Source organism: Mesorhizobium sp. M0938 (assembly GCF_040319125.1).
Classification (GTDB): domain Bacteria; phylum Pseudomonadota; class Alphaproteobacteria; order Rhizobiales; family Rhizobiaceae; genus Mesorhizobium; species Mesorhizobium robiniae.
Genome location: NZ_JAMYNS010000002.1, coordinates 150,879 through 173,119 on the forward strand (window position 1 = coordinate 150,879; position 22,241 = coordinate 173,119).

A 22,241-nucleotide genomic window follows, 5' to 3' on the forward strand; every position below is an offset into this window, starting at 1 on the left:
TGCAACCAAGGTGGATGCACAGAGGAATTCTTGGAAGAAGCATGGAATAACATACGAGGAAAGGGCTTTGTAAATTGCGGCCAAAGCTACGCAAACAGGGGATCCCAACAAAATCAATCGTCAAGCAATAACGCTCAACCCGCAGCCAAGAAAGCAAAAGCTCCATACAAGGACGCCGTGAAATGCGTGACGATGGATCGCAGGAGCAATTCCTTGGCCCACTTCATTGTCAACAACTGCAGCGTTCCAATTGTGGTCCGCTGGAAGGATGCGGGCTCTTGCAAAACAGGATGCATGTCAGGTGCCCCAGCGGGTGGCCGGTCAACCATTACCAAGATCAAAGGCAAATATAAGTTTACCGCCTGCCAAGGCCGGTCATGCTCTCCCAAGGAATTCTAGGGTGGGCATCGGCAGGAGCCAAAGCGCACAGGCGCCTGTTTCGAACAAAGTTCAATTTTCCTTTGGGATCGCCATGACAATACGAATTGCAACTTTAGTGAAGTGTTTTGCTATCGCATTCGCCCTATTCTTGGCTAACCAGGCCATCGCCAGTGCAAACTACGACAAATGCTACCGCAAAATCGAAGCCAAGTATGGAGAATACACTGATATAACTTGGATGCAAAAGGTATGGAAATGCACGGAGGAGGCGGACCAGGCCGATGCCGATGCCATGCGAGACTCATCGTCGAAGAGTGCCAAGCCCTCCAAGAAATCAAACGACGACGGTCGAGCGCCCTACACAGATGTCAAATGTGTAAACATCAAGCCGAGCAAAAACAGAGGTACCGTCGACTGGGATAGCGTTACAATCACGAACACATGCGACATCCCCGTCCAAGTAATAGCCTGCTATTACGACAAGGGGAAAGAGAGCAAGTGCGAAAATACGAAGGGCGGCGGCTGGGGAACAACTAGCACCATCAAACCAAGAGGCAGCACCAGGAGCGTCTCAACCTCGTCCAAGCCCGACTGGTCGGTTCGATACTACGTCTGCGATATGACAGGGGTCAAAAAGCACTCGCGCCTGTGCCTGTTGCCACGCTCCTGAGACATCCCCCAAAGCGTCTGACTGTTTGATCGATTGCGGAAGGTCGCAGCCTTCAACCAGGCTCGTTTCGGCCATTGCCCGGATGCCGCCGGCAAGCACGTGATCGGCATCCTCCTTGCCGATGATCATCACAAGCCCATCCTCGTGGACGGCAAACCCGTTACCGCTCTGGTGACGGTGACGACGAAATAGCGTGGGCCGGCTGGCATCTCTGCCTCATTCGAGGCGGAGATGTTCTGACACGGGCTGCTGAGGATGGTTTCGGCCGGACTTGTCCGGCCAGTGATCACGACATGGTGTCGAGCTTGCGCTGCATGGCGGCGATCTGTTCCTTCAACTCCTGAAGGTCATCGGGTTTTTCCGATGCTTCTTTCCTGGCCGGCTCTGCCGGCGCTGCGGAAGAGCCGTTCGAGCCTGCGGGTGGGAAGGGCGTGAACAGGCGCATGGCGTTCTGGAACATCTCCATGTTGCGGCGCGTCTGTTCTTCCAGCGCCTTGATCGGCGTGGCGATCCTCATCATGTCGAGCGGTGACTTGCCCAAGGCACCCTTCATCTGCTCGCGGAAGCGCTCTTGCTCCTTTGAGAAGGCGATCATCGACTGCTCGAGGAAGCTCGGCACGATCATCTGCATCTGGTCGCCGTAAAAGGCGATCAACTGGCGCAGGAACGGAATGGGCAGCATGTTTTGGCCATCCTTGTTCTCCAATTCGAAGATGATCTGGGTCAGCACAGGATGGGTGATGTCGTCGCCGGTCTTGGCGTCCTGGACGGTGAATTCCTCGCCTTTCTTGACCATTTCGGCAAGATCCTCGAGCGTCACATAAGTGCTGGTGCCGGTGTTATAGAGGCGGCGATTGGCATACTTCTTGATGATAATCGGTTCGTCTTTCGCGGCCATCAATATCCTCCCGGGACACCGGCACACTTGAGTAAGCGGCCGATAACGATTGCGCTTTTCAAGGATATGCGCAAAAGCGTCACAATTCCAAGCGGTTTGTGCAGTGCGGGATCGATTAATGCTGCATGGCGGGCTAAAAATGCTGCGCAGCAACGGGCGGGCTGTTTCCATGGCGATGCGCAACCTGCTTGCGGCGCATGGCCGGCATGCCCATTTCCGGTTTGACTTGGGCCATGGAAAGGGCAAGAAAAGTCGCTAACCGCACCCCAATTCGACCCCCGAAGTCTGGAGAAGAACATGTCCGCTTCCAATGCCATTGTCGTCGCCAGTGCGGCGCGCACGCCCGTCGGTTCCTTCAACGGCGCCTTTGCCAACACACCGGCCCATGAACTGGGCGCCGTCGCCGTCAAGGAAGCGCTTGCCCGTGCCGGCGTCGACGGCAAGGAGGTCGATGAGGTGATCCTCGGCCAGATCCTGACCGCGGCTCAAGGCCAGAACCCGGCACGGCAGGCGGCAATGGCGGCCGGCGTGCCGCAGGAAGCGACCGCCTGGGGCCTCAATCAGCTCTGCGGCTCGGGCCTGCGCGCCATCGCACTCGGCATGCAGCAGATCGCCCAGGGCGACGCAAAAATCATCGTCGCCGGCGGTCAGGAATCGATGTCGATGGCGCCGCATGCCCAGCACCTGCGTGGCGGCGTCAAAATGGGCGACTTCAAGCTGATCGACACCATGATCAAGGACGGCCTGACCGACGCCTTCTATGGCTACCACATGGGCAACACGGCCGAGAACGTCGCCAACCAGTTCCAGATTACCCGCGACGACCAGGACCAGTTCGCCGTTGGCTCGCAGAACAAGGCCGAGGCCGCCCAGAAGGCCGGAAAATTCAAGGACGAGATCGTTGCCTTCACTGTCAAGGGCAGGAAGGGCGACACCATTGTCGACCAGGACGAGTACATCCGCCACGGCGCCACGCTCGAGGCGATGACCAAGCTCAAGCCCGCCTTCGACAAGGAAGGCACGGTGACCGCCGCCAATGCTTCCGGCATCAACGACGGTGCCGCTGCCGTGGTGCTGATGACCGAAGCCGAAGCCGCCAAGCGCGGCATCACGCCGCTGGTGCGCATCGTTTCCTGGGCAACCGCGGGCGTCGATCCGCAGATCATGGGCACTGGGCCTATTCCTGCCTCGCGCAAGGCGCTGGCAAAGGCCGGCTGGTCGGTCGGCGATCTTGACCTGGTCGAGGCCAATGAGGCCTTTGCCGCCCAGGCCTGCGCCGTCAACAAGGACATGGGCTGGGACCCATCCATCGTCAACGTCAATGGCGGCGCCATCGCCATCGGCCATCCGGTCGGTGCCTCAGGTGCCCGCATCTTCAATACGTTGGTCTACGAGATGCGCCGCAGAAGTGCCAGGAAAGGCCTCGCCACGCTGTGCATCGGCGGCGGCATGGGCGTTGCCATGTGCGTGGAAGCACTGTGAGGGCCATATGCGAAGCCGTGGAGACAGTCTGAGCAAGCCATGAAATAGTCGGTGGCGAACGGGTCCAATCGCCGTCAGAGCGATCCTATTCGTCGCCCACCGCTCATGAATAACGGGAGGAGAGATATGACAAGGGTAGCGCTCGTCACCGGTGGATCGCGCGGTATTGGCGCCGCGATTTCGATTGGCCTGAAAAATGCCGGGTACAATGTCGCCGCAAATTATGCCGGCAATGACGAAGCGGCACAAAAATTCAACGCGATGTCAGGCATCCCGGTCTACAAATGGTCGGTCGCCGACTACGATGCCTGCGCCGCCGGCATCAAGCAGATCGAGGCCGATCTCGGCCCGGTTTCCGTGCTGGTCAACAACGCCGGCATCACCCGCGACGCCATGTTCCACAAGATGACGCGCGAGCAGTGGAAAGAGGTGATCGACACCAATCTGTCCGGCGTCTTCAACATGACGCACCCGCTGTGGGGCGGCATGCGCGACCGCAAGTTCGGCCGCGTCATCACCATCTCCTCGATCAACGGCCAGAAGGGCCAGACCGGCCAGGTCAACTATTCGGCATCGAAGGCCGGCGATATCGGCTTCACCAAGGCCTTAGCGCAAGAGGGTGCTCGCGCGGGCATCACCGTCAATGTCATCTGCCCCGGCTATATCGCCACCGAAATGGTCATGGCGGTGCCGGAAAAAGTGCGTGAATCGATCATCGCCCAAATCCCGATTGGCCGGCTCGGCGAGGCGGAGGAGATCGCACGCTGCGTCGTCTTCCTCGCTTCCGAGGACGCCGGCTTCATCACCGGCTCGACCCTCACCGCCAATGGCGGTCAGTATATCACCTGAGGCTTTGAGATCCCCTGTGCCGGCCAACGGCCGGCACCAGACAAAGGCCGTCAGGCAGCGAGTTTCACCCTTGTCTTGGCGGCAAGCCCGGTCCGCGTGACTGGACCCGGCTGGTGCGAAGGCGCAGGCAGCCGGGCAAGCGTCGTCCTGCTCAGACCCGACAGTTTCAAGGCGATGCGCCGCTTCAGGAATGGATTGAGGTTCAGCACCGAAAGCGCCAGATTCCGGACGAACCGCTTCACCGGATTACGGGCAAGCGCCATGTCGGTCATTCTGCCCGCCAGCTCGAGCACTTCCTGGGCCGCCGGCCGCCGCAGCTTCTCGTAGAGATCCAATTCTGCTTCCGGGCGAACGCCGTTCACCACGTCACCAAGCAGCTGGCCAAGCACAACCGCATCGATAATGCCGGTGTTCATGCCTTGCCCACCCGCAGGGCTATGGACATGCGCGGCGTCGCCCATCAGGAACAGCCGGTCCTTGCGGTATGACCTGACCAGCCGGTGATGCACGCGAAAACGCGAGCTCCACGCCACGTCGAGAACCCTGGTTTTTTCCCTGGTTGGCCCACGGCTGTCGAGCAGCGCCTGGATATCGGCGACCTCCGGCTTTTCCGGCGCGTCATCCATTGTCGCGACAACACGGTACGACCCGTCCGGAAGCGGCGCCACCACCACCAGCCCGGCCGGTGCGAAGAACAGCGATACTTCGGTTGGCCCGACAGGCCAGTCGAGGCGAACATCGGCAAGCACGAAAGAAGCATCATAGGCTGCGCCGTCGAACTCGATGCCGGTCGACTTGCGCACCAGGCTGTTCATGCCGTCGGCGCCAACGACGTAACGTGCCGATATGACTTTCTTATGACCGTTCTCGACCACCGTCACATGCGCACCGTGAGCGTCTCGGGCAATCGCCTTGGCCTCGACGGAGCGATGAATGAGGCCTCCCAAGACAGCGATCCGTTCGGCGAATACCTGCTCGGTCAGATTTTGCGGCAACATCATCAGATGGGGATGTCTTGACGGAAGCTTGCTGAAATCGAGCTTCAGCAGCGCCCGGTTGCGGTCGCGGATGGCGAAGTTTTCCAGCTTCAGCGCAAGTTCACGCAGCCGTCCCGTGACGCCTAGAGGTTCAAGCGATTCCAGCGTCTGCGCATGGATAACGCCAGCACGCGAGCTCTGCAGGCCCTGCGCCAGCCTGTCGATCAGCACGTGATCGACGCCAGCTTGATGCAGCGCGATGGACAGTGCCATGCCAGTCGGGCCGGCGCCAATGATCAAGACTTCCGTTGTCTCGGGCAACATTTTCTCTCTCCATTTATCAACAACTGTTGACTTTCTAATCGACCCCATTGCATTTGTCAACGGTCGTTGGCATATGAATTTTCATGACCGAGAACCAGCCGAAGAAACCCAGCAAGTCGGACCGCACCCGGGCCCACATCCTTGAGGCCGCTCGGCATCTGTTCGGCGAGCACGGCTATGACGGCGCCTCCATACGTGACGTCGCCGCGCATGCCTCGATCGATCCGGCCATGGTGATCCGCTATTTCCGCAGCAAGGACGAGTTGTTCGCCAGGGCGGCGGTTGTCGATCTGCAATTACCGGCACTGCGGGTGATCGACCGAAACGCCGTCGGCGAAACACTGATCAGGCGTTTTCTCGAAGTCTGGGAAGGTCCGGCCAGTGGTCCTGGCATGGCAATCCTGCTACGCTCGTCGACATCGCACGAATTTGCAGCCGAAAAGTTGCGCGAGGTATTTGCCAATCAGGTGAGGCCGGTGGTTGCGGCGATCGGCAATCCGGCCGACGCAGGCCGACGGGCCGGGCTTGTTTCGAGCCAGTTGCTGGGTCTGGCAATGTGCCGCTATTTGTTGCGGCTTCCGCCCGTCGTCGCCCTGTCCCATGACGACATTATTCAGAATATCGGGCCTACGCTGCAGCGCTATGCGATGGGAAAAGATGGACCTTGAACCAGCGCTTGGAATTGCTGCGCGGGGTCTGGTCGCCATGCCGCGGCTGCGCCGCCGACGGTCGCATCGCCTATATGTGCCGAAGCGGCACGCAAAGGTTAAGGGCGGTTCAGCCACGTGTGCAAAACCGGCTCCACAACCTGTGGATTCTCGGTGGAAAACCTGTTCACAACACAAGATGTTGGGGTGAACAAAACGGGAATTCCGGGCTATCTCTGATTCGTCGCCGTTTCGTTCCGGCTTTGGGCGGAACGTTAACGGCGAATGCCTTAATCAGTGACGGAAAAGTTAAGGCTCATTAGGAAAGATCAATAATTTCATAATCTTGGCACGGGCCGGTTGGCCCGCGTCATCGCTTGCCGGCAAAAGGTTAACGACAGCGTTCTCCCTGCATGAATCGGGCCAATTCGCGGATTCAGCATGTGGTGCGCTACGCCGCTTAAAAATCCAGATATAGCCGTGAACAAACCCTGAATCAGGTGGAGTCAGCGATTCGTAGCTGATTCGTTCCAGACTCGTTCCAACTCTTAATCAGGATCGGTTGATGACACCGGACGAGAGGCTTCGACCTGCCATCGGAACATTCCGCTTTCGCTTCGCGCCCGAAATCCCTATGTGTCGGCTGTCACACGCGCCAACACGGGGCGCGCACCCGACAATGCGAGGCAGAGAGCCTTATTTCCAGGTCGATGAACATCCAGCCGAAACATACAGAGCCGCTGATCCTGTCCGGTCGCGACGTGACCGCCGTGCTCGGCCCTACCAACACTGGCAAGACCCATCTCGCCATCGAGCGCATGGTGGCGCATGAAAGCGGCATCATCGGCCTGCCGCTCAGGCTGCTCGCCCGCGAGGTCTATTCGCGCGTCTGCGAGAAGGTCGGCGCTCACAAGGTGGCGCTCATCACCGGCGAGGAGAAGATTCAGCCCGACGGCGCCAGATATTCGGTCTGCACAGTGGAAGCCATGCCGCGCCAGACCGACGCCGCCTTCGTCGCCATCGACGAGGTCCAGCTGGCTGGCGATCTCGAGCGCGGCCACATCTTCACCGACCGCATCCTGCATCTGCGCGGCCGCCAGGAGACGCTGCTGCTGGGTGCTGCCACCATGCATGGCATTCTCCAGCGCCTGCTGAAAGGCGTGTCGGTGGTGACGCGGCCACGGCTGTCGCATCTCGCCTATGCCGGCTCGAAGAAGCTGACCCGCCTGCCGCGACGCACGGCGATCGTCGCCTTTTCCGCCGACGAGGTCTATGCCATTGCCGAACTGATCCGCCGCCAGCAAGGGGGTGCAGCCGTCGTGCTTGGCGCGCTATCGCCCCGCACGCGCAACGCGCAGGTGGAGTTGTTCCAATCGGGCGATGTCGATTACCTGGTCGCCACCGATGCGATCGGGATGGGCCTCAATCTCGATCTCGATCATGTCGCCTTCGCCCAGAACCGCAAGTTCGACGGCTATCAGTATCGCAATCTGACCGCGGCGGAACTCGGCCAGATCGCCGGCCGCGCCGGCCGGCATTTGCGCGACGGCACCTTCGGCGTCACCGGCCAAGTCGATCCGCTGGACGAAGATCTGGTCAAGAAAATCGAAGGGCATGAGTTCGACCCGGTGAAAGTGCTGCAATGGCGCACCGCGCAATTCGATTTCGCCAGCCTCGATGCGCTGAAGCGTTCCACCGAGACCAACGCGCCGGTCGAAGGCCTGACGCGTGCGCTGCCGGCGGTGGATGCGCAGGCGCTCGAGCATTTGTCCCGCGACGAGGACATAAGGGCGCTTGCCACCGACGCAAGGCGCGTAGCGCTGTTGTGGGAGGCCTGCGCACTCCCTGACTACAGGAAAATCGCACCGGCCCAGCACGCCGACCTGATCGCCTCGATCTATATGGACCTTGCCAGGCATGGCCATGTCGACGAGAATTACATGGCCGAGCAGGTGCGCCGCGCCGACACCACCGAGGGCGACATCGACACGCTGTCGCACCGGATTGCCCAGATCCGCACCTGGACGTTCGTTTCCAACCGGCCCGGCTGGCTGGCCGATCAGGCACACTGGCAGGAAAAGACGCGCGAAATCGAAGACAGATTGTCGGATGCGCTGCATGAGCGGTTGACGAAACGCTTCGTAGACCGCAGGACTTCCGTCCTCATGCGGCGCCTTAGAGAAAATACCATGCCTGAAGCCGAAATTAGCCCAACCGGAACCGTCCTTGTCGAAGGCCACCATGTCGGCGAGTTGCAGGGGTTCCGCTTCACTGCCGACCAGAGCGCCGGCGGCGAGGACGCCAAGGCGGTGCGCACGGCAGCCCAGAAAGCGCTTGCAGCCGAGTTCGAGGCGCGGGCCGAACGCTTCGGCGCCTCGGCCAACGGCGACATCGCGCTTGGCTCCGACGGCACGCTGCGCTGGATCGGCGCGCCGATCGGCACGCTGGTCGCAGGCGACGAGCCGTTGAAGCCGCGCCTTGTGCTGCTGGCCGACGAACAGCTCACCGGACCCGCCCGCGACAAGGTTGCGGCGCGCGCCGAGCGCTTCGTCAATTTCCAGATCGAGTCCTTGCTGAAGCCGCTGGTCGACCTCAAGAACGCCGAGCAGATCACCGGCATCGGCCGCGGCATCGCCTTCCAGCTCGTCGAAAATTTCGGCCTCATCAACCGCCGCGACATCGCCGAGGAGATGAAGTCGCTCGACCAGGAAGGCCGCGCCGCCCTTCGCCGGCTCGGTGTACGCTTCGGCGCCTACCACGTCTTCGTGCCCGCATTGATCAAGCCGGCCCCGGCCGGACTGGTGACGCTGTTGTGGGCGCTGCAGAACGACGGCAAGGACAAGCCCGGCTTTGGCGACGTGGTTCACGCGCTGGCCTCCGGCCGCACCTCGGTGGTCATCGACCCCACATTCGACAAGACATTCTACAAGCTGGCCGGCTATCGCAATCTCGGCCGTCGTGCGGTGCGCGTCGACATTCTTGAACGGCTGGCCGACCTGATCCGGCCCGCAACCAACTGGAAGCCTGGACTCGGCCAGCGCCCCGACGGCGCCTATGACGGCCAGTCCTTCATGGTGACGCCGCCGATGATGTCGATCCTCGGCGCCACCGCCGACGACATGGAAGAGATTTTGAAAGGCCTCGGCTACCGGGCCGAGCCGAAGCCGGCGGTCGAGGTGAGGGCCAGGCTCGAAGCACAGGACAATGCCGCGCGTGAAGCCGCCGCGGCCAAGCAGGCGGCGCAAGAACAAGCCGAGCAGGCCAAGGCAGCGGAAGCCGCGACTGCGGACGCCGAGACTATGGACGTCGAGACGCCGGCAGAGAGTCCGGGAGCGGATGCGGCTGCCGGTGCAGAGGCCACAGCCGAAGTTACCGCAGAACCCGCCATCGAAGCGGAACCTGTCGCGAAAGCTCAGTTGGAAACTCTAGCTGAGGTCACGAAAGAGGAGCAGTCTCCGGCCGAAGCCGCAGCTGAAATACCTGCGGTATCGGCGGCTCAGCCAGAGGCAGAACCCGAAGCCGCCGAGGTTGAGGTCGCACCGGCAGAGCCGGCTTCTGAAACTTCGCCTGCGACGGAAGCCGTGTCGGCGGAAGCCGCCACGGTCGAGGCCGCTCCAGAGGTTCCGGCAGAGGCCGAGGAACCAAAACCCATTCTGTTGTGGCGGCAGGGCCGCTTCGACCAGCGCCCGCGCCACCGCCATCACGACAACAGACCTCGTGACAATCGTCCGCGCAACGGGCAAGCCGCGCGCGACGGCCGTGGCGACGCGCCGGCAGATGCCACTGGCGGACAAGCGACCGGCGCTCCTGGCGGCCGGCCCACCCATGAAGGGCGCCGCGACGGCACCGGCAAGCCGCGCTTCGACCGCAGCAAATTCAAGCCCAAGCCCCAGGGCGAAGCGGGAGAGCGGCGCGATGGCAAGCCGCAGGGCGAGCGTTCCGATCGTCGCGAAAGCCGGCCTGACTGGAAAGGCGGTAGGCAGGACGGCAAGGGTGGCGCGCCAGGTGGAAAGCCCGCGTTCCAGCCGAAGCCTCGCGAGGAGCGTCCCGTGCGCTTCGACCCGGATTCGCCCTTCGCCAAGCTCGCCGCGTTGCGCGACCAGCTGAAGAAGTAAGTTCGCTCGCTCCGATGGTCAGTGATATCAGCCAGCGCATCGACAAATGGCTGTTCTTTTCGCGTGCTGTGAAATCGCGCTCGCTGGCAGCGAAGTTGGTGGTGGCCGGACGCGTCCGCATCAATCGCGACAAAGCAGCGCAGGCCTCCGATATGGTCCGGGTCGGCGACGTCCTGACCATCACTCTCGATCGGCGCATCTTCGTCTGGAAGGTGCTCGGCACAGGGAGCCGGCGCGGTCCGGCCGAGGAAGCGCGCCTGCTCTACGAGGATATGTCGCCACCGCCGGTGCCAAAGGGGGAGGCCCTTCCCGATGCGATTCCCGTGCTGCGCGATGCCGGCAGCGGCCGCCCGACCAAGAAGGAACGCCGGGAAACCGACCGGCTATTCGGCGAGGATTGACGCACAACGGCTTTCGCGGCGCCAACCGCTCCGGAATTCCATTCCGGAACATCGGTATCGCGCGCAATGGCTGCCCTTGCAAGCGGCAGGTAAAGGCGTTACCTGACCAAAAAAGCCCAACAAAAGCGGGACGTCCCGGAGCCGACTGATGACCTATGTCGTGACCGACAATTGCATAAAATGCAAATACATGGACTGCATCGAGGTCTGTCCGGTCGACTGTTTCTACGAAGGCGAGAACATGCTCGTCATCCATCCCGACGAGTGCATCGACTGCGGCGTCTGCGAACCGGAATGCCCGGCCGACGCGATCAAGCCGGACACCGAGCCTGGCCTCGACAAATGGCTGCAGATCAACACCGAATACGCTGATAAATGGCCCAACATCACTGCCAAGAAGGAGCCCCCGGCCGACGCCAAATCCTTCGATGGCGAGGCCGGCAAGTTCGAGAAATATTTCTCCGCCGAGCCCGGCGAGGGCGACTGACAAGACCGCTGATTCAGCCAGCGTAACGCTGCGTAAAGGGCATGGTGCTTTAACTGCCGTGACAGGCGGCGGTCGTGCATGGCCTTCGCGCATGCAGCAAAACCTTGATTCTTCCGACTTTTTGTGTTACATCAACCAAACATGCCGGTGACACAACGTCGATTTATGGCGCAAACGCCCCAAATCACTGAAAGGTGAATTTTTCAATCCGGACCAGAGTGATCTGGGGCAGGCAGTCGCAATTATGCGGTTTGCCGGCCTCGGCTTTTCCGGCGGGTTCATCGTTGTGCGGCTAACGATCGGTTACCGATCGCGCGAGTTCGGCCGGCAGAATGCCGGTACCACACCAAGGAGTTCATGGCGTAATGGCAACAATCACCCCGCAGAAGAAGTCCAGTGCAGCGCGTCACGGTTTTAAGACCGGCGAGTACATCGTCTATCCGGCGCATGGCGTCGGCCAGATCGTCTCGATCGACGAGCAGGAAGTTGCGGGCCACAAGCTGGAACTGTTCGTCATCGACTTCCAGAAGGACAAGATGCGTCTGAAGGTGCCGGTTGCCAAGGCGACTTCCATCGGCATGCGCAAGCTGTCGGAAGAGGATTATGTCGATCGCGCGCTGAAGGTCGTGCAGGGCCGCGCCCGCGTCAAGCGCACCATGTGGTCGCGCCGCGCCCAGGAATACGATGCGAAGATCAATTCCGGCGACCTGATCTCGATCTCGGAAGTGGTGCGCGACCTCTACCGCGCCGACAACCAGCCGGAGCAGTCCTATTCCGAGCGCCAGCTTTATGAGGCGGCACTCGACCGCATGGCGCGTGAGATCGCGGCCGTCAACCGCATGTCGGAAACCGAAGCGGTGCGTCTCATCGAGGTGAACCTCAACAAGGGGCCGAAGCGCGGCGCCAAGGCCGACAACGAAGAAGCCGAGCAGGAAGAAGCTGCCTGATCGCTTCTCGTCTTAGAATTTAGAAAAACCCGGCCTCGCGCCGGGTTTTTGTTTGGGGATCGGGTGCTTTAGCGCGGTGCAGTCTCTCGTCGTGCCTCATCCGCCGACAGCCAGTAGCAGCGCATACAGGCGAAGACCTAGCTTTTGCCGCCGCCTTCCTTCTCCGCCTCCTGTTTCAGCGTCGCGATGAACCGCTTGGTTCGCTGGCGCTCCGGATTGCTGAACAGAACAGCGGCGGGGCCTTTCTCGACGACGGCGCCGGCGTCGAGGAACACCACCTCCTGCGCGATCTTGGAGGCGAGGCGCAGGTCGTGCGTCGCCATCACCATGGTAGTGCCCTCGCGGGCGAGCTGGCTGAGCACGTCGACCACCTCCTGCGCCAGTTCCGGATCCAGCGCCGAGGTCGGCTCATCGCACAACAGCACTTTCGGCGATGGCGCCAGCGCCCTGGCAATCGCCACGCGTTGCTGCTGGCCACCTGACAGCGTCGCCGGCCAGGCATCGGCCTTGTGCGCCATGCCGACCTTCTCGAGCAGAGCGAGCGCCCGCTCGCGCGCCCTCGCCGTCGGCCATTTCAGCACAGTCACCAGCCCCTCCATGACATTCTCGATCGCGGTGCGGTGTGGGAACAGCTGGAAATTCTGGAACACCATGCCGGTCTGCAGCCGCAGGCGCCGGATGGCCGTTGCGGAAACCTTGCCGCCGGGTTGGAATTCGAGCGCGTCGTCGCCGATGCGCACTGTGCCCGAAGTCGGAATCTCGAGCAGGTTGATGCAGCGCAAGAGCGTGCTTTTCCCGCCGCCCGAGGGACCGACAAGGGCGGTGACGCTGCCCTCCTCGATGGTGACGGTCACCCCCTTCAGCACGAGGTTGTCGCCGAAGCGCTTCTCGATGTCGGTGAGACCGATCATGAGCGCGCCTCCAGGAAGCCGCCATAGCGGTTGAGCCGCTTTTCCAAACGCGTCTGCAATGCCGACAGCACGGAGCTCAACGCCAGATAGAGGGCCGCCGCCTCGATGTACAGGATCAGCGGCTCATAGGTGGTGGCGACGATGCGCTGCGCCGCCTGGAACATTTCCGGCACGGTGATGGCGGCGGCCAGTGATGTATCCTTGACCAGCGAGATGAAGGTGTTGGACAGCGGCGGCACCGCGACGCGGCCGGCCTGAGGCAGTATGGTGCGCCGCATCGCCTGGCTCCAGGTCATGCCTATCGAATAGGCTGCCTCCCATTGCCCCTTCGGCACCGAGCCTATGACGGCGCGGATGATTTCCGACGTATAGGCGCCGATGTTAAGCGTGAAGCCGATCAGCGCGGCTGAAAAAGCGTCGAGCAGGATGCCGACCGAGGGCAGGCCGTAGAAGATCAGGAAGAGCTGCACCAGGAGTGGCGTGCCACGGAAGATCCAAACGTAGAAGCGGACCACGGCGACCAGCGGCTTCGGGCCGAACAGCCGGACAAGCGCCGCAACCAGCCCGACGAACAGACCAAATGCGAACGACAGCAGTGTTAGCGGCACGGTGAAGATCAGCGCGGCCCATAGCAGCGTGGGTAACGAGTCCAGCATCAATTGCAGCCAGTGCGGCACGAAAACCTCCTTGCGAGATTGCCGCCCAAAACAGGCCCGGCAGCATCGAGGCGCGATCATACGGTCGTCATATCACGCGAAAAGCGGCGGCCGTCAAAGACGGCTCGCCGCGATACTTGTCATGCGGGCCGGCAAAAGGCCCGCTCAGTGAAATGCGTTTACTTCGAAACGTCCTGGCCGAAATAGGTGTCTGCAATCTTCTGGTAGGTGCCGTCGGCCTTGATGTCCGCCAGCGCCTGATTGATCGCGGCGACCAGCTCCGGATCGCCCTTGCGCACGATCACGCCGGAATAGTCGGCGTTTTCTTCCTGGGCGGCGATCTTCACATTGGCGTCGGGCTTGTGCTTCTTGAAATCAAGGAACGACAGGCTGTCGTTGATGGTCGCGTCGGCGCGGCCGGTAAGAAGCAGCTGGATCGACTGGTCGAAACCATCGGTGCCGACGAGCTCGGCGCCGTTCGTTTCGGCGAGCTTGCCGAAATTCGAGGTCAGCGACTGCGCCGCCTTCTTGCCCTTGAGATCGGCAAAGTTCTTGATGTCGGTGTTGTCGCCGCGCACGATCAGCACCGCCTTGGAAGCAATGTAGGGATCGGAGAAATCATACTTGGCCTTGCGCGCCTCGGTGATGCCCACCTGGTTGACGACGGCGTCATAGCGCTCGGCGTCGAGGCCGGCGATCAGCCCGTCCCATTTGCCCTCGAGGAATTCGGCCTTGACGCCAAGGCGCTTGGCGATCGCCTGGGCGATCTCGACATCGAAGCCGACCAACGCGCCTGAGGCATCATGATAGGTGAAGGGAGCATAGGTGCCTTCGGTGCCGATCTTGAGGACACCGGCCTGCTTGATCTGATCGAGATTGGCGCCAGCATGGCCTGATGTGACGGCCAGAACCTGCAATGTTGCGACGACGATGAGCGATTTAAGCCATTTCATTTTTCTGTGATCCCGTCCTTGGCCGGTGCCCGGCACATTCTAAGCGCCGGAAACTGACAGATACGGACTGGCAAAATAAGGAACCAGATTTCAAAAATGAGCCGCTTCCGAAATCCAATTCTCACAACCAGTCGAATCACACCAACCCGCCACCTAGCGACCGCCGTGATGGGTTTTTCTGACAGCCCAATCCACGCGACATCAGCGGCGGAACCATTCACCCGCGTGGCACGTTCTTGGCTGTTGTAGGGCGCGGCGTCGCCAATTCAACCACGATGCCAGCTCAGGGTCGAGCGATCGCACCGCAACGCCCGGAACAGGGAGCGCGGCATGATGGAAGATACGGCAGGGCGAACCATGGTCCGCGCGGCGATGAAAGCCCCCTATCTCGAGCGCGACGAGGAGCACGTGCTCGCATTGCGCTGGAAGGAAGATAACGACCAGCAGGCGCTGCACCAAATCGCCATGGCGCATATGCGGCTGGTCATTTCCATGGCCTCGAAGTTCCGCCACTATGGCTTGCCCCTGGGTGACCTGGTTCAGGAAGGCCATGTTGGCCTGCTGGAGGCAGCGGCCCGCTTCGAACCGGAGCGCGAAGTGCGGTTTTCGACCTATGCGACATGGTGGATCCGCGCCTCGATGCAGGACTATATCCTGCGCAACTGGTCGATCGTGCGCGGCGGCACCAGTTCGGCGCAAAAGGCACTGTTCTTCAATTTGCGGCGCTTGCGCGCCCGCTTGGCAAATGGCGCCGAGCCGATCTCGAACACCTCGCTCTATCGCGAGGTGTCGGTGGCGCTGGGCGTCTCCGAGGCCGACGTGGCGATGATGGATTCCCGCCTTTCTGCGCCGGACAGCTCACTCAACCAGCCGCTCGCCGATGATTCCGGCGCCACCGAACGGATGGAATTCCTGGTTTCGGACGATCCTTTGCCGGACGAGGTCGTGGGTGACACGATCGACGTCGAACGCCGCTCTCTCTGGCTGAAAACGGCGCTCGGCGCGCTTAATGCCCGCGAGCTCAGGATCATCGAGGAGCGTCGGTTGAGCGACGAGGGCGCGACGCTCGAAGCACTCGGCGAGGCACTCGGCATCTCCAAGGAGCGCGTCCGCCAGATCGAGGCACGCGCCATGGAAAAGCTCAAGGTGGCGCTGGTGAAGCAAAACCCCGAGTTTTTGGCGACAGCCGCCTAGCGTACCAGCGAAGGCTGGAAGCGCGGGAAACTACCGTTTGCGGGCCGCAGTCACCTGAATATCGACACACCCTACCTGTCGGTGATGATCTTGACCTTATCGCCGGCCGAAACGGCAGCACCGGGCGACATCGCATTGAGCACCCGGAACAGGTCGAGCTTGCGGTCGACGCCGACCATCTGCGCGGCAAGCGAACCCATGGTCTGTCCGGGCTGCACCGTGACGACGCGGACGTGCAGCGGCTTCAGCGCCGCTTTCTCCGCCGCACTCAACACGCGGAAGGAACCGCTGACCGAGCGCGCCACCGAGTCCAGCGTGGTGCTGGCGGAGGGAGCTGCCGTCAACAGCCGGTAGACCTGGCCGCCGGCTCGGATCACCGCGATGTCGAACTGCCAGCCCTCGGCGCTGGCATGCGCCGTCGCCGCCTCGTTGCCGTTGATCGTTTCCTGGCGCACGCTGCTTTCATCGAGCCCGGCCACCCAGCCGCTGCGGATGTAGTCGGTCAGCGAGCGGCTCTTGTCGATCGAAACGCCGTCGAAGCGGATCGCTATGTCGCCCGGCCCGGTTGCCGTCACTGCCGCAGCCGAGTTGTCGATGATGAAGCCATCGGGCACCGAGAACGACACGCCGAGCCCCGGATGGAGGAAGGTTTCGCCACGCACATAACCTTCTTCCGGCGTGTCGCCATACAGCAGGCCGTCTATGCCGGCGAGGAAGGGGGCACGGTCGCGCGTGCCGACGCCGGGGGCGCCGAACTGGCGGGCATGGCGCTGCGCCAAATCGATGCGTTGCGGCGTATTGGGATGCGTCGCCAGGAAGTCGAGACTGGCGTCGGTGGCGCCGCTGATCGAGCGGAAATCGGTGTAGGCCGACATAGACTGCAGGAATCGGCCGGCGGCAAAGGGATCGAAGCCCGCCTCGCCGATCGACCTGATGCCGATGCCGTCGGCCTCCAACTCCTGATTGCGCGAGAACTGGGCAAGCCGCAGCTTGCCGCGGATCAGTGCCGCCTTGGCGGTCGGGCTGTCGCCGAGCACATCCGAGACGACCTTGGTTGCAAACCCCTCCTCGGCTTCGAGCTGCTGGCGCTGCAATCCGTGGTTTGCAGTGACGTGGCCCATCTCATGCGCGATCACCGCGGCGAGCTCGGCCGAATCGTTGGCCAACGCCAACAGGCCGCGCGTGATGTAGAGATAGCCGCCCGGCAGCGCGAAAGCATTGACGTTGGGCGAATTGAGGATGGTGATGCGGTAGGTTTGGGTCGGATTGGCCGACACGACGGTCAGGCTGCCGACGACCTTGGCGACCATACGCTCGAGCTTGGGATCGGAATACTCGCCGCCATAGGTGGCGAGGATGCGCGGGTGCTGCGCCTTCGCCATTTCGGCGAGCTTGCTGTTGGCGGCGACGTTGTCGACCGTGACCGGTTTGCTGGAAGGCTGGAAGCCGGATTCCTGAACGTCCGGAGGCGTGAACATCTGGCAGCTTGCCAGCGCCATGGCAAGGCCGGCCAGCGCGACGAAGCGCGCCAGCGGTTTCCTTCTCACTCTGTCGGTGCCGGTCGGCAGAACAGCTTCCTTTCGGGTCTCGGCACATGACTCCCTGAAAATCGGGCATCGATTTTCGGAAGGATCATGCGCAAATCAAACTGCAACAGCTTCGCGTGTACGAGCACGCGCGGCACGTAGTGGCAAATCACAGCCTATGCCGGACCAGTATCGGAGGACCTAGCCACACTACTTTGACCATGGCAAGCAAGCGCCGCATCGCCTGCAGCCGGTTTGGCCGTAAATTATGTCCGCTTCCGGGCAATATCTCGTGATTCGGCGCCAAACGAACCTGCACCGATATAGCGCCTGAAGGCTTCCGGTCCAGCCTTGGTGAAAAAATCGGCGACAGCCCCGGTTGCGGCAACCGTGCCATTGTCCAGGAACACCATGTCCTGGCCGATACGGTGCGCCTCTTCCGGCTGATGCGTGACGAACAGCACTGTCATGCGCCGCTCCGCATGGACGCTGGCTACCAGATCGAGCATGTCGTCGCGCAAGGCCGGCCCGAGCGAAGCGAACGGTTCGTCGAGCAAAAGCACCGGCCGGTTGCGCACCAGCACGCGGGCGAGCGCGACGCGCTGCCGCTCGCCACCGGAGAGCTCGCGGGGCAGACGCTGTTCCTTGCCGGCAAGGCCGACGCGCTTGAGCGCCTCGGCGATTGCCGCGCGGTCGGCTTCGGTCAGCCTGAGCGTCGGCGAGCGGCCAAGACCGACATTTCGTTCGACCGAAAGATGCGCAAAGAGATTGTTTTCCTGGAACACCATCGATACGGGTCGTGTCGATGGTGGTTTGGCGCCGACATCGGCGCCACCGATCAGCACGCGACCCGATCGCGGTGTTTCGAAGCCGGCCACCAGATTGAGCAGCGTCGATTTTCCCGAGCCGCTCGGCCCCATGATCGCGGTGATCTTCGAGGCGGCGAATTCGACATCGAACAAAAACGGCGCTTCACTATGGCTGAACGAGACCTTTTCCAGCCGCACAGCCGTACCGTTTTCCGTGCTGTTGAGCGTCATGTCTTTTCTCCCCGCCCCAGCCGATCCGCGGCCAGGACAAGCGCGAGACAGACCAGGCCGAGCAGCAACGCCAAGCCCGCGGCGTCCATCGTACGGTAACTGCCCATGCGCGCCAGCAAGAGATAGGGCAGCGTCTGCAGGGCGTCGCTGCCGAACAGCGCAATGACGCCGAGATCGCCGAGCGACAAGGCCATGGCAAAGGCGAAGCCGGTGGCGAGCGGCCGCCGCAACGACGGCCAGTCGATAAGCCAAAACCGGCTCCAGCCCGAAATGCCAAGCAGCAGACAGAGCCGTTCGTGGCGTTCGCTCGCCGCATCATAGCCGGGGCGAATAGCGCGGATGGCAAACGGCATCGCCATCACCGCATTGACGGTGACGACCATGACAGGGGCGATGGCAAAGACATCGCTGACGGTACGCAAGAGCAGGAACCAGCCGGCGCCGATGACGATGGGCGGCACGACGAGGACGAAGCCGGCGCCGGTATCGGTGGCATGTTCGAGCAGCGTCTTGGCACCGGCGCTGCGCTTCAAGTCCAGCGCCCTTCGCGCCATTACGAGCGACAGTGACAGGGCGACGGAAAGCAGCGCCGCCAGCAAGGCGAGCACGGCGCTGGTCAGCGCCGCTTGCCGCACCGCGCTTTCGCCCGCCAGCCGGCCGAGATCGGCGCCAAGGCCCGACATCACCGTGGCCGCCATCGGCCCGGCGACGAACAGCAACGCCAGAACGATCAATGTTGTGTTCAGCACGGTCTCGGGAAGGCCGGCCGAAAGATACCGGCGCTGCGCCACCGGCAGGTTGGCATCGCCGACGGTGTTGGCGCCAAGCCTCATCAGTGCCAGCACCACGACGAAGGTCAACGCGATCTGCAGCAGCGTCAGCGTGACGGCGCGGGCGGGATCGAAATCGAAACGCAGCGCCTGGTAGATGGCGACCTCCAGTGTCGTCGCGCGCGGCCCGCCGCCCAGCGTGAGCACGATGGTGAAGGATGTGATGCAAAGCATGAAAACAAGCCCGGCGACCCCCGGCAGTGCCGCGCGCAGCGTCGGCCATTCGATCAGCCGGAAGGCGGGTCTGGCGCCCATGCCGAGCTGGCTCGCCAGTCGCCACTGGTCGACCGGCACGGTACTCAGCGCCTCAAGGAACAGCCGCGTGGCCAGCGGCAGGTTGAAGAAGACATGGGCAACGAGGATGCCGGACAGGCCGTAGATGCCCGGCCAGCCCTGACCGCCAATCGCGCTGAGCACACCGGCGAAATAGCCGGCACGGCCATAGAGGGCCAGAATGCCGAGCGCTGCGACGATGGCCGGCAGCGCCAGCGGCACTGCGAAGAGCTGCAGGATGAAGCCGCGGCCGAAGAACCGCGGATGCCTCGACAGCGCCCGCGCAACGAACAACGCCGGCACGACGGAGAACAGCGTCGAGAGAAGCGCCTGCCACAGGGTGAAACGGGCGATGCGGAAGAGGTAGGAATCAAAGGCCGACGCGGCGCCGGACAGGTCGCGCGCGCCCTCGACGATGAGACCGGCAAACGCACCGCCGATCAGCAATGCGATAGCGGCGAGCGCAAGAATGCCGGCGGTGATGCGGGAATCCGATGATGGCGCGCGTTGCACGCTAGACCACCAGATTCGAGATTCTTAGCGAGGATTGCGTTCCTTCGCGCCCCCCTCTGTCCTGCCCTCTTTGCCACCACTTGGCATCTCCCCCACGAGGGGGGAGATTGGCAGGTTCAGCGCTCCGCTCATTCCGGCAATGTCGGAGATTGGCGAAAGCCGGCATGACGGCCGATCTCCCCCCTTGTGGGGGAGATGTCCGGCAGGACAGAGGGGGGCGCCGTAGAGTGATCATCGTCAATCAGAAGCTACTTGCTCATCACCGACAGCCATTCGTCGACCCAGGCCTTGCGGTTGGCGGCGACCTCTTCGGGGCTGAACAGCAAGGTCTTGGTGGGCTTGACCAATTTGTCGAAAGCCGGGTTGAGTGGCTTGTCGGTTTTCCCGGCCGGGAACATCCAGTTCGTCTCGGGGATGACGTTCTGGAATTTCGGCCCGGTCATGAAGGTCAGGAACTTTTGCGCCAGCGGGTTCTTCGCGCCTGACGTGGTGATGCCGGCGACCTCGATCTGCAGATATTCGCCCTCCTCGAAGGAGGCCGCCTGATAGCGTTCGGTGTTCTCGGCGACCATGTGATAGGCCGGCGACGTGGTGTAGGACAGCACCATCGGCGCCTCGCCCTTAGTGAATAGGCCATAGGCCTCGCTCCAGCCCGGCGTCACGGTGAGCACCTTTGCCCTGAGCTTGGCCCAGGCTTCCGGCGCCTTGTCGCCATAGACCGACCTCACCCATAACAGCAGGCCGAGACCTGGCGTTGAGGTGCGCGGATCCTGGATGACTATCTTCTCATCGGCATTGCCCTCGACCAATTCCTTCAGGCTTTTCGGCGGGGTCTTCAGCTTTTCGGTGTCGTAGACGACGGCGAAATAGCCATAGTCGAACGGCACGAAAATATCGTCGCTCCAGCCCCCCGGCACTTTGACGTCCGACACCGGGCCATGCGGCGAAAACAGGCCGGTGGCCTTGGCTTCCACCGTCAGATTGGTATCGAGGCCGAGCACGATGTCGGCCTTGGTCGCGGCCCCTTCCAGTCTGACGCGGTTGAGCAGCGCGACGCCGTCGGCGACCGCGACGAATTCGAGAGAACAGCCGCATTCCGCCTCGAACGCCTTCTTCACCGCGGGGCCTGGACCCCACTCGGCGGTGAAGCTCTCATAGGTATAGACGGTGAGTTTCTCCTGCGCGGATGCCGGCCCGGTGCCGCCCAGAATGGATGCCGCAAGCAGCATTGCCGAAACAAGAGAGTATAACAGCGTGCGCATCGGCGCCTCCTTCGTTGGCATTGAAAGGAATTGAGGCGTCGGGTTGTCCGAAACGTCTAATCCCTCCGCCGGTACAAACCGGATCAGGTTCAGCGGGTTGGCATTGTTGCCTCTCAGCCGGTCCGCGAAGATCGCGTCCAGCACCCCGTTAGAGCGTTTCGACACATAGGCCCGGCCGAAGTGCTGCGCAAGCTGAAGTTTGCAGGGCATCCGGAGCACGGCCTTCCGTTTCGCAAGCAGGGCTGGTAAGGGCCACGCATATGAGCAAATTTACCATCCTGCTTGGCGGCGATCTTATCCGCACGCCGCTGCTCGACCGCCAGGTCGAAGGCTCCCGTGTCATCGCCGCCGACGCCGGCATCGGCCATGCTCGGACGCTGGGCCTGACGCCGGAACTCTGGGTCGGCGACTTTGATTCGGTGCCGGCGGATTTGCCGGACGATCTGGCCGCCGTACCCCGCCAGGTCTTTCCGGCAGAAAAGGACAAGACCGACGGCGAACTGGCTATCGCCGCCGCGCTCGAACGCGGCGCGACCAGCCTCGTGCTCGCCGGCGCGTTCGGCGGCAAGCGCACCGACCACGCCTTCCTGCACCTCGCGCTCAGCATCCGACTGGCCGAGGCAGGCATAGAGGTGCTTTTGACTAGCGGCGCACAGGAAGGCATCCCCTTGCTTCCCGGAAAGACCGGCTTCGATTACACCGACGGCACGCTGTTTTCGATCCTCGGCTTCTCCGACCTTTCCGGCCTGACCGTTACCGGCGCCAAATGGCCGCTGAACCATGTCGAAGTGGCGTTCGGCTCGTCGTTGACCATTTCCAACGAAGTCAAGGGCCGGCTCGAAATCGCGCTGGGCAGCGGCCGCGCGCTGTTGCTCGCCCATCCTTTTCCCCTACCTGAAAGCTGA

General features: G+C 62.3%; 20 protein-coding genes and 1 riboswitch. Of the genes, 11 read left to right on the top strand and 9 right to left on the bottom strand.

The features are described from left to right. Positions 1 to 400 precede the first annotated feature (400 nt). Both NKH73_RS03415 and NKH73_RS03420 read left to right on the top strand, forming a co-directional pair. Positions 401 to 1,051 carry a hypothetical protein gene (locus tag NKH73_RS03415; protein WP_352928077.1) on the top strand — a complete coding sequence of 217 codons (651 nt, stop codon included), beginning with the start codon at positions 401 to 403 and terminating at the stop codon, positions 1,049 to 1,051. A gap of 33 nt (positions 1,052 to 1,084) precedes the next feature. After that, positions 1,085 to 1,243, top strand: a complete 159-nt coding sequence (locus NKH73_RS03420) for a hypothetical protein (protein WP_352928079.1) — start codon at positions 1,085 to 1,087, stop codon at positions 1,241 to 1,243. 94 nt (positions 1,244 to 1,337) lie between these two features. On the opposite strand, the gene phaR is transcribed toward NKH73_RS03420, so the two are convergent. Then, positions 1,338 to 1,949 carry a polyhydroxyalkanoate synthesis repressor PhaR gene (gene phaR, locus NKH73_RS03425; protein ID WP_352928082.1) on the bottom strand — a complete coding sequence of 204 codons (612 nt, stop codon included), beginning with the start codon at positions 1,947 to 1,949 and terminating at the stop codon, positions 1,338 to 1,340. A 297-nt stretch (positions 1,950 to 2,246) separates the two neighbouring features. Between phaR and NKH73_RS03430 the strand changes: the two genes are divergently transcribed. Together NKH73_RS03430 and phbB are read left to right on the top strand one after the other, a co-directional pair. Further along, positions 2,247 to 3,431, top strand: a complete 1,185-nt coding sequence (locus NKH73_RS03430; RefSeq protein ID WP_352928085.1) for an acetyl-CoA C-acetyltransferase — start codon at positions 2,247 to 2,249, stop codon at positions 3,429 to 3,431. A gap of 126 nt (positions 3,432 to 3,557) precedes the next feature. Further along, positions 3,558 to 4,280: an acetoacetyl-CoA reductase gene (phbB, locus tag NKH73_RS03435; protein ID WP_352928088.1), complete on the top strand. Its 723-nt coding sequence runs from the start codon at positions 3,558 to 3,560 to the stop codon at positions 4,278 to 4,280. Positions 4,281 to 4,330: 50 nt separating this feature from the next. Here phbB and NKH73_RS03440 read toward each other — a convergent pair whose 3' ends face one another. After that, on the bottom strand, positions 4,331 to 5,629 hold the full coding sequence (locus NKH73_RS03440; protein ID WP_352928091.1) for an FAD-dependent oxidoreductase: 1,299 nt from the start codon (positions 5,627 to 5,629) through the stop codon (positions 4,331 to 4,333). A gap of 35 nt (positions 5,630 to 5,664) precedes the next feature. On the opposite strand from NKH73_RS03440, the gene NKH73_RS03445 reads away from it, so the two are divergent. The 5 genes from NKH73_RS03445 (at position 5,665) to NKH73_RS03465 (ending at position 12,178) form a co-directional block, all read left to right on the top strand. Continuing rightward, the gene (locus NKH73_RS03445) at positions 5,665 to 6,249 is read left to right on the top strand and encodes a TetR/AcrR family transcriptional regulator (protein ID WP_352928094.1); all 585 of its coding nucleotides are present in this window, start codon (positions 5,665 to 5,667) and stop codon (positions 6,247 to 6,249) included. A gap of 689 nt (positions 6,250 to 6,938) precedes the next feature. Further along, a complete protein-coding gene (locus NKH73_RS03450; protein WP_352928097.1) occupies positions 6,939 to 10,343 on the top strand; it encodes a helicase-related protein in 3,405 nt (1,134 codons plus the stop codon). Between the two features lie 14 nt (positions 10,344 to 10,357). Further along, on the top strand, positions 10,358 to 10,744 hold the full coding sequence (locus tag NKH73_RS03455) for an RNA-binding S4 domain-containing protein (protein ID WP_352928100.1): 387 nt from the start codon (positions 10,358 to 10,360) through the stop codon (positions 10,742 to 10,744). A gap of 148 nt (positions 10,745 to 10,892) precedes the next feature. Beyond that, positions 10,893 to 11,231: a ferredoxin FdxA gene (gene fdxA / locus NKH73_RS03460; protein WP_095487362.1), complete on the top strand. Its 339-nt coding sequence runs from the start codon at positions 10,893 to 10,895 to the stop codon at positions 11,229 to 11,231. 365 nt (positions 11,232 to 11,596) lie between these two features. Beyond that, complete coding sequence (locus NKH73_RS03465) at positions 11,597 to 12,178, top strand: CarD family transcriptional regulator (RefSeq protein WP_027152934.1); 582 nt, start codon at positions 11,597 to 11,599, stop codon at positions 12,176 to 12,178. A gap of 137 nt (positions 12,179 to 12,315) precedes the next feature. Here NKH73_RS03465 and NKH73_RS03470 read toward each other — a convergent pair whose 3' ends face one another. The 3 genes from NKH73_RS03470 to NKH73_RS03480 all read right to left on the bottom strand — a co-directional run bounded on the left by NKH73_RS03470 (position 12,316) and on the right by NKH73_RS03480 (position 14,698). Further along, on the bottom strand, positions 12,316 to 13,089 hold the full coding sequence (locus tag NKH73_RS03470; protein ID WP_352928106.1) for an amino acid ABC transporter ATP-binding protein: 774 nt from the start codon (positions 13,087 to 13,089) through the stop codon (positions 12,316 to 12,318). Continuing rightward, on the bottom strand, positions 13,086 to 13,766 hold the full coding sequence (locus tag NKH73_RS03475) for an amino acid ABC transporter permease (protein ID WP_029348816.1): 681 nt from the start codon (positions 13,764 to 13,766) through the stop codon (positions 13,086 to 13,088). The genes NKH73_RS03470 and NKH73_RS03475 overlap by 4 nt, the downstream gene beginning before the upstream one ends. A 158-nt stretch (positions 13,767 to 13,924) precedes the next feature. Then, positions 13,925 to 14,698 (bottom strand): amino acid ABC transporter substrate-binding protein, encoded by a 774-nt coding sequence (locus tag NKH73_RS03480; protein ID WP_352928111.1) that lies wholly within the window; start codon positions 14,696 to 14,698, stop codon positions 13,925 to 13,927. A gap of 330 nt (positions 14,699 to 15,028) precedes the next feature. On the opposite strand from NKH73_RS03480, the gene NKH73_RS03485 reads away from it, so the two are divergent. Then, a complete protein-coding gene (locus NKH73_RS03485; RefSeq protein ID WP_352928114.1) occupies positions 15,029 to 15,892 on the top strand; it encodes an RNA polymerase factor sigma-32 in 864 nt (287 codons plus the stop codon). Between the two features lie 71 nt (positions 15,893 to 15,963). Here NKH73_RS03485 and NKH73_RS03490 read toward each other — a convergent pair whose 3' ends face one another. The 4 genes from NKH73_RS03490 to thiB all read right to left on the bottom strand — a co-directional run bounded on the left by NKH73_RS03490 (position 15,964) and on the right by thiB (position 21,336). Further along, positions 15,964 to 17,391 (bottom strand): M48 family metalloprotease, encoded by a 1,428-nt coding sequence (locus NKH73_RS03490; RefSeq protein WP_352928757.1) that lies wholly within the window; start codon positions 17,389 to 17,391, stop codon positions 15,964 to 15,966. A gap of 293 nt (positions 17,392 to 17,684) precedes the next feature. Then, positions 17,685 to 18,458: a thiamine ABC transporter ATP-binding protein gene (thiQ, locus tag NKH73_RS03495; RefSeq protein ID WP_352928117.1), complete on the bottom strand. Its 774-nt coding sequence runs from the start codon at positions 18,456 to 18,458 to the stop codon at positions 17,685 to 17,687. Beyond that, entirely contained in the window at positions 18,455 to 20,074 is a 1,620-nt protein-coding gene (thiP, locus tag NKH73_RS03500; RefSeq protein ID WP_352928120.1) for a thiamine/thiamine pyrophosphate ABC transporter permease, read from the bottom strand. The genes thiQ and thiP overlap by 4 nt, the downstream gene beginning before the upstream one ends. A 248-nt stretch (positions 20,075 to 20,322) precedes the next feature. Beyond that, positions 20,323 to 21,336, bottom strand: a complete 1,014-nt coding sequence (thiB, locus tag NKH73_RS03505; protein ID WP_352928122.1) for a thiamine ABC transporter substrate binding subunit — start codon at positions 21,334 to 21,336, stop codon at positions 20,323 to 20,325. Positions 21,337 to 21,379: 43 nt separating this feature from the next. Next, positions 21,380 to 21,494, bottom strand: a riboswitch (TPP riboswitch). A 102-nt stretch (positions 21,495 to 21,596) separates the two neighbouring features. On the opposite strand from thiB, the gene NKH73_RS03510 reads away from it, so the two are divergent. Further along, positions 21,597 to 22,241: a thiamine diphosphokinase gene (locus tag NKH73_RS03510; protein WP_352928125.1), complete on the top strand. Its 645-nt coding sequence runs from the start codon at positions 21,597 to 21,599 to the stop codon at positions 22,239 to 22,241.